This is a genomic window from Salinimicrobium profundisediminis (assembly GCF_026241755.1).
Classification (GTDB): domain Bacteria; phylum Bacteroidota; class Bacteroidia; order Flavobacteriales; family Flavobacteriaceae; genus Salinimicrobium; species Salinimicrobium profundisediminis.
Genome location: NZ_JAPJDA010000030.1, coordinates 38,290 through 44,289, shown reverse-complemented (window position 1 = coordinate 44,289; position 6,000 = coordinate 38,290). Strand labels below are relative to the sequence as shown.

General features: G+C 44.2%; 6 protein-coding genes and 1 tRNA gene. 4 read left to right on the top strand and 3 right to left on the bottom strand.

Going from position 1 to position 6,000, the window contains the following annotated elements:
* Nucleotides 1–357: 357 nt before the first annotated feature.
* The 3 genes from OQ279_RS15665 to OQ279_RS15655 form a co-directional block, all read right to left on the bottom strand.
* Nucleotides 358–433, bottom strand: a tRNA-His gene (locus tag OQ279_RS15665).
* 63 nt (nt 434–496) lie between these two features.
* Complete coding sequence (gene bshB1, locus OQ279_RS15660) at nt 497–1,213, bottom strand: bacillithiol biosynthesis deacetylase BshB1 (RefSeq protein WP_266070952.1); 717 nt, start codon at nt 1,211–1,213, stop codon at nt 497–499.
* Between the two features lie 414 nt (nt 1,214–1,627).
* On the bottom strand, nt 1,628–2,800 hold the full coding sequence (locus tag OQ279_RS15655; RefSeq protein WP_266070951.1) for a trans-sulfuration enzyme family protein: 1,173 nt from the start codon (nt 2,798–2,800) through the stop codon (nt 1,628–1,630).
* A gap of 130 nt (nt 2,801–2,930) precedes the next feature.
* Between OQ279_RS15655 and hutI the strand changes: the two genes are divergently transcribed.
* The 4 genes from hutI to OQ279_RS15635 are packed head-to-tail and all read left to right on the top strand — an operon-like array spanning nt 2,931 to nt 5,964.
* Complete coding sequence (hutI, locus tag OQ279_RS15650) at nt 2,931–4,166, top strand: imidazolonepropionase (RefSeq protein WP_266070954.1); 1,236 nt, start codon at nt 2,931–2,933, stop codon at nt 4,164–4,166.
* Nucleotides 4,167–5,162 (top strand): formimidoylglutamase, encoded by a 996-nt coding sequence (locus OQ279_RS15645; protein ID WP_266070950.1) that lies wholly within the window; start codon nt 4,167–4,169, stop codon nt 5,160–5,162.
* Nucleotides 5,155–5,505 carry a DUF1622 domain-containing protein gene (locus OQ279_RS15640; protein ID WP_266070949.1) on the top strand — a complete coding sequence of 117 codons (351 nt, stop codon included), beginning with the start codon at nt 5,155–5,157 and terminating at the stop codon, nt 5,503–5,505. The genes OQ279_RS15645 and OQ279_RS15640 overlap by 8 nt, the downstream gene beginning before the upstream one ends.
* The gene (locus OQ279_RS15635) at nt 5,506–5,964 is read left to right on the top strand and encodes a GNAT family N-acetyltransferase (RefSeq protein WP_266070948.1); all 459 of its coding nucleotides are present in this window, start codon (nt 5,506–5,508) and stop codon (nt 5,962–5,964) included.
* Nucleotides 5,965–6,000: the final 36 nt, after the last annotated feature.

The following is a 6,000-nucleotide window of genomic DNA, read 5'->3' as shown; positions in this document are numbered from 1 at the left end:
ACTTGAGCTCACGCTCAAAGATTACTATTTTTTTCACGCGAGGCAAGCCTCGGGGTATTTACCCTCCAAGAATAAAAGAATACGCTCCGAAGGAGCGGCATATTTATAGCAGAGCAACCCAAAGACCCAAATAAGCTCCGAAGGAGCGGCATATCTATAGAAAAACACACAGAACCAATATGAGCTCCGGAGGAGCGGCATATTTATAGCAGAGAAATCTCAAGGTCAAAATGAGCTCCAGCGGAGCGACACAATTCCCCACCCCGACCTGCGGCCACCCCTCAAAAGGAGGGGATAATTTGCGTGACGGGATCCCCTAAAACAAAAAAAGCTCCTTGTTTTCACAAGAAGCTTTTTGGGTGGAAGACCGGGTTCGAACCGGCGACCTCTGGAACCACAATCCAGCGCTCTAACCAGCTGAGCTACAACCACCATTTTAATCGGATGCAAATGTAATATAATTCCTCTCTTCTACAAAAGAAAAAAATTGAATTTTTTACAGGAGATCAAACAGGGAATCTACCGCTACATGTCGGCTCACGTTATATCCTTCGGCATAATCTACGTTGATGAGCCTACCTAAATCCCTGGCCCTGTAGGTGATGCTGTCAAAAAAATTACTGCTTGAGATAGGAGTTTCGGGCTCCTGACTATTTTCGTCCCAAAACTGAGATCTGTAGGCTTTAACAGAGGCTAATTTCTTGTCCATGAAGCCCGTAACATCTACCACAACATCGGGGGTAAGATTTTTCCATTGTATGTAGTGAAAAACATTCTTTGGGCGCCATGCCTCCTGTGAATTCCCGTTGTAAATAGTTTCAATCTTACGCAAGCCACTCAAAAAACAGGCATCAGCTACCAGTTTTGCCCCTTTCCCATGATCTATATGCCGGTCGTCTATCGCATTACACAACACCAAATCTGGCTTGTACTTCCGCAGCACTTTAATGATCTCAAGCTGATGAGAGACGTTATTCACAAAAAAACCATCACTGAATTCGAGATTTTCGCGCATTGACAGCCCCAGGATCTTTGCCGCATCGGCAGCCTCCTGATCCCTGATCTCGGCGGTACCACGAGTTCCCAGCTCCCCGCGGGTAAGATCCAGTACCCCCACTTTTTTGCCCCGTGAAATTTCTTTGGCAAGGGTAGCCGAGCAACTCAATTCAACATCATCGGGGTGTGCCCCAATGGCAAGTATATCTAATTTCATTTTTGTAATCTTTCTTGTCTGGTTCGTGAAAATTTAGCCACGAATAAACGTATATTTTTTATTTACTCTTCTCAATATGGATCAGTCGGAGCTTTTTTCAGCAAACTTTCTGAGCACTTTTTAATACTAATTCATCATTCCTGTTCCTCTAGTAGCCACGAATTCACGAATATTTTTATTTATTACTCCTCTTAAGCTTTTTTTAACAAACTTTCTGAGCACTTAACACTGATCACTTTTTGATACTCATTCCTGGTTCCTCTAGTTGCCACGAATAAACGTATATTTTTTATTTACTCTTCTCTTTGTTAATCAGCTAAGATTTTTCAGCAAACTTTCTGACCACTGAACACTGAGCACTGACCACTGAACACTGAGCACTGAGCACTGAATACTTATAACTGCGTACTAACATTACAGCCGAACATCAAGCATATCCTTCTTCGTCTCTTCCAGGGCTTGTTCTATATCGGCAATAAGATCTTCGGGTTCCTCGATACCTACCGAAAATCTCATGAGCTTATCACTTATTCCCTGCGCTGCACGATCTTCGGGAGTTAAAAGGGCGTGAGAGGTCTTGGCAGGTGACAAAATGGTCGACTCTACCCCGGCAAGGCTCATAGAGGGTTTGATAAGCTTCAGGTACGTCATAAACGCCTGCGAATCGAGATCTTTCAGTTCAAATGACAGCATTCCGCCAAACCCGTGCATTTGTTTCTTTGCCAGTTCATGCCCGTCATGAGAAGCCAATCCCGGATAATAGACCTTCTGCACCAACTCATTCTTTTCAAGATATTCGGCCAGCTTTTGTGCATTTTCATTCTGTGCTTTTACTCTAAGTCCCATGGTCTTCAGGCTGCGTTCCAGAAGCCAAACGGTATAATCGCTAAGGCTTCCGCCGAAATTCTTGGCCAGCTGAAAGATCCTGTCGATTTTTTCTTCCGAAGAGATCACGGCCCCGGCAAGAATATCGCTGTGACCGCCCATGTATTTTGTGGCCGAATGTATCACCACATCAATCCCAAAATCAATGGGGTTTTGATTTACGGGTGAAGCAAACGTGTTATCGATCATACTCACCAGCCCTCGCTTTTTTGCGAGCTTTGCCACAGCTTCAATATCAGTTACTGTTAACAATGGGTTTGACGGAGTTTCAATGTAGATCACTTTTGTATTTTCCAGGATCTCGTGCTCAAAAGCTTCCGCAGAAAGATCTTTTGCAAAGGAATATTCGATGCCGAATTTTTCAAATTCCTCGACCACAAGATTACTTGTACCGCCATACAGCGTTTTTTGCAGCACCACGTGATCTCCCTTCTGCAAAAAGGCAAAAAGCGAAGTACTTACCGCAGCCATACCGCTGCCAAAAATAAGAGCAGCTTCGCCATGCTCGAGTGCGGCTATTTTTTGAGCCAGCGCCTGTTGATTTGGCGTATTGAAATATCGCGGGTAGCGTTTCACCTCCACATCTTCGTATGCATAAGAAGTTGACATGTACAACGGGGACACTGCGCCCTTAAACTGTTCATCTTTCAGCTCGCCCACATGGGTGCAAATGGTATTGAGACCGGGTTTTTTATGAGTCATAATTGTCGCAAAAAAATTCTTTTCCAAGATAAAAATAATTAATGAAAAAGACGGGGTTCCAAAAATGCCATTTTTGAGACTCCTCCCTGACAGCCCCTGTAATTTCTCGGCACTTTTTTATCTTTACGATATGAAAACCATCTTTAAGAACATCAAACAGCTCGTACAGGTAAGAGAGGAAACCCTTAAACCTTTAAGAGGCAGCGAAATGAAAGAACTCCCCGTTATAGACAACGCCTGGTTGCTGGTGGAGGACGGGAAAATTGCCGACTTCGGAAAAATGCAGGATCTTCCCTCTTTTGAAGGAGTTTCTGAAGTAGATGCCTCCGGAAAGTTTCTGCTGCCGGGCTGGATAGATTCCCACACACACCTGGTTTACGCCGGAAATAGAGAACAGGAATTCATAGACCGCATTAACGGCCTCACTTATGAAGAAATCGCCGAAAAAGGTGGCGGAATAGTGAACTCGGCCATAAAGCTGCAGGAAACTTCTGAAGAAGAGCTCTACCAGCAATCGGCCAGGCGGCTGGAAGAAGTGATGAAGATGGGTACCACGGCCATTGAGATCAAATCGGGTTACGGTTTGACCACAGCTGCCGAACTCAAAATGTTGAGGGTGATCAAAAAGCTGAAAGAAAACTATAAATTGCCCGTAAAAGCGACCTTTTTGGGCGCTCATGCAATTCCGCCGGAATACAAAAACGACAAAGACGGCTATCTCGACCTGCTCGTTAATGAAATGATCCCAAAAGTAGCTGAAGAAGGGCTGGCCGAATTTGTAGATATTTTCTGCGAAAAAGGCTATTTTTCAGTAGAAGATACACACCGGGTTTTAGAAGCCGGAAAAAAAAATGGGCTCAGGCCAAAGATCCACGTCAATCAATTCAATGCCATTGGCGGTATCAAAGCCGCAGTAGAACATAATGCACTTTCTGTAGACCACCTGGAAGTGATGGAGCCCGACGATCTTGATGCGCTAGAAGATAGCGGCACCATGCCGGTAGCACTGCCCTCCTGCTCTCTTTTCCTCGGAATTCCCTACTCCCCGGCCCGACAAATCCTTGACGCCGGACTGCCACTTGCCCTGGCCACCGATTACAACCCCGGGAGTACTCCCAACGGAAACATGAACCTGGTGATCTCCCTGGCCTGCATAAAGATGAAATTGAACCCCGAAGAAGCCATTAATGCGGCCACAATTAATGCGGCTTATGCAATGGATATTCTCGACACCCACGGCAGCATCACCAAAGGCAAAGCCGCAAACCTCATCCTTACCGAAGAGATCCCTTCTTACGGGTTTATGCCTTACTCCTTTGGCGCCAACCACATTAATTCGGTTTATATAAACGGAAAAAAGGTATAAATGAATCAGTTGAAGTTTTATTCTGAAAAACAGGTTTCAAAGCTGATCTCAACCCGGCAGGGAGAAACTAAACTGGGAGAGAAAATTATGGTTGCCACGAGTTTTGAGGACGTTCAAAAATCGGGAGCCGAAATTGTCATTTTTGGGATCCCTGAAGACATTGGCGTGCGGGCAAACTTCGGAAAACCCGGAACTTCAAATGCATGGCAGGCATTTTTGGGAGCTTTTCTCAATGTTCAGGAAAACCAGTTTAATTCGGGAGAAAATGTACTGCTTTTAGGAGAGATCAATACTTCCGAAGTGATGGAAAAGGCCGGAAATATTGATGTTTCAGATCCCAATTACGTTCAGAAGCTGGGCGATCTTGTGGAGCAACTGGATACTGCAGTTAGTGAGGTTGTCAAAAATGTCATTTTAGCAGGAAAATTTCCGGTGATCATTGGCGGCGGACATAACAATGCGTTTGGCAATTTAAAAGGAGCTTCAGAAGCTTTTAATCATCCCATAAACGTACTGAATATAGATGCACATACCGACCTGCGAAGGCTGGAACATCGTCACAGTGGGAACGGCTTCAGCTATACCTTCAAAAATGGCTTTTTAGAGAGGTATTCGGTTTTCGGGCTCCATCAGAATTACACCCCTCAATATATCTTTGATGTGATGAATGCTTCCGAAGCATATCAATACCACCTGCTTGAAGAGCTTCCGAAGCATAAGCGAAAAATGGCATTTTTGGAACTGCTGGATTTTGTAAAACAGGAAAAATTTGGCCTTGAACTGGATTGTGATGCGATTGCAAACTTTCCCAGCAGCGCTGTTTCGCCCGCCGGCCTTGAGCTTGATGAAGCCCGGGAGATGATAAGAGAGGCTGCAAAAGAGCGAAATTGTTGCTATCTTCACATTTGTGAAGCTGTAGCAACCAATAATTTTCCTACCGGAAAAGCGCTAAGTTATTTAGTAACTGATTTCTTAAAAGAGAAAACACATGCATGAAACTGTACAGTATTACGTGGAATGGGCCGCGCTGGGTATTGAAGTTGCCGGGGTTTTGGTGATGATCATAGGGCCACTTTTTGCTCTTTACAGGTATTTTTTTGACAGGCATGAAGACGGCAGTAGTTACAGAACCTTTAGACATGACCTGGGAAAGGCAATTTTACTGGGACTTGAATTTTTAGTGGCAGGCGATATTATTGCTACGGTAAGCACAGACCCTACAATGAATAATGTACTTGTGCTGGGTGTAATTGTTTTAATACGAACTTTTTTAAGTCTTTCTTTGCAAGTGGAGCTGGAGGGAAAATGGCCCTGGCAAAAGCGGGAAATCGGAGAATAAATGGAGATCATATCATTTGACCAAAAATATGCCGAAGACTTTCGGCAACTGAATATTGAATGGCTGGAAAAATATTTTTGGGTAGAACCTCATGATGAAGAGGTTTTAGGCAAGCCAGAAAAACACATTATTGAACCGGGAGGCAACATTTTCTTTGTCCGCGAAAATGACAGGATTCTTGGGACGGTGGCTTTGATGAAAATTGATGAGGGAATCTTTGAGCTCACAAAAATGGCTGTAGCCCCTGCAGCACAGGGAAAAAATATTGGCCAGAAGCTAATGCAGCACACCCTTGATTTTGCCAAAAGCAGAGGCTGGGAAAAACTCATTATCTACTCAAACCGAAAGCTGGAGAACGCCATTCACATCTACAAAAAATACGGTTTTAGGGAAATTCCCATTGGGGAGAACAATCCTTATGCGCGTGGTGATATCAAAATGGAACTACCGCTTTCTTAAAGTACTATTAAACTTAGGGTGAAAAGCTTCAGTTTT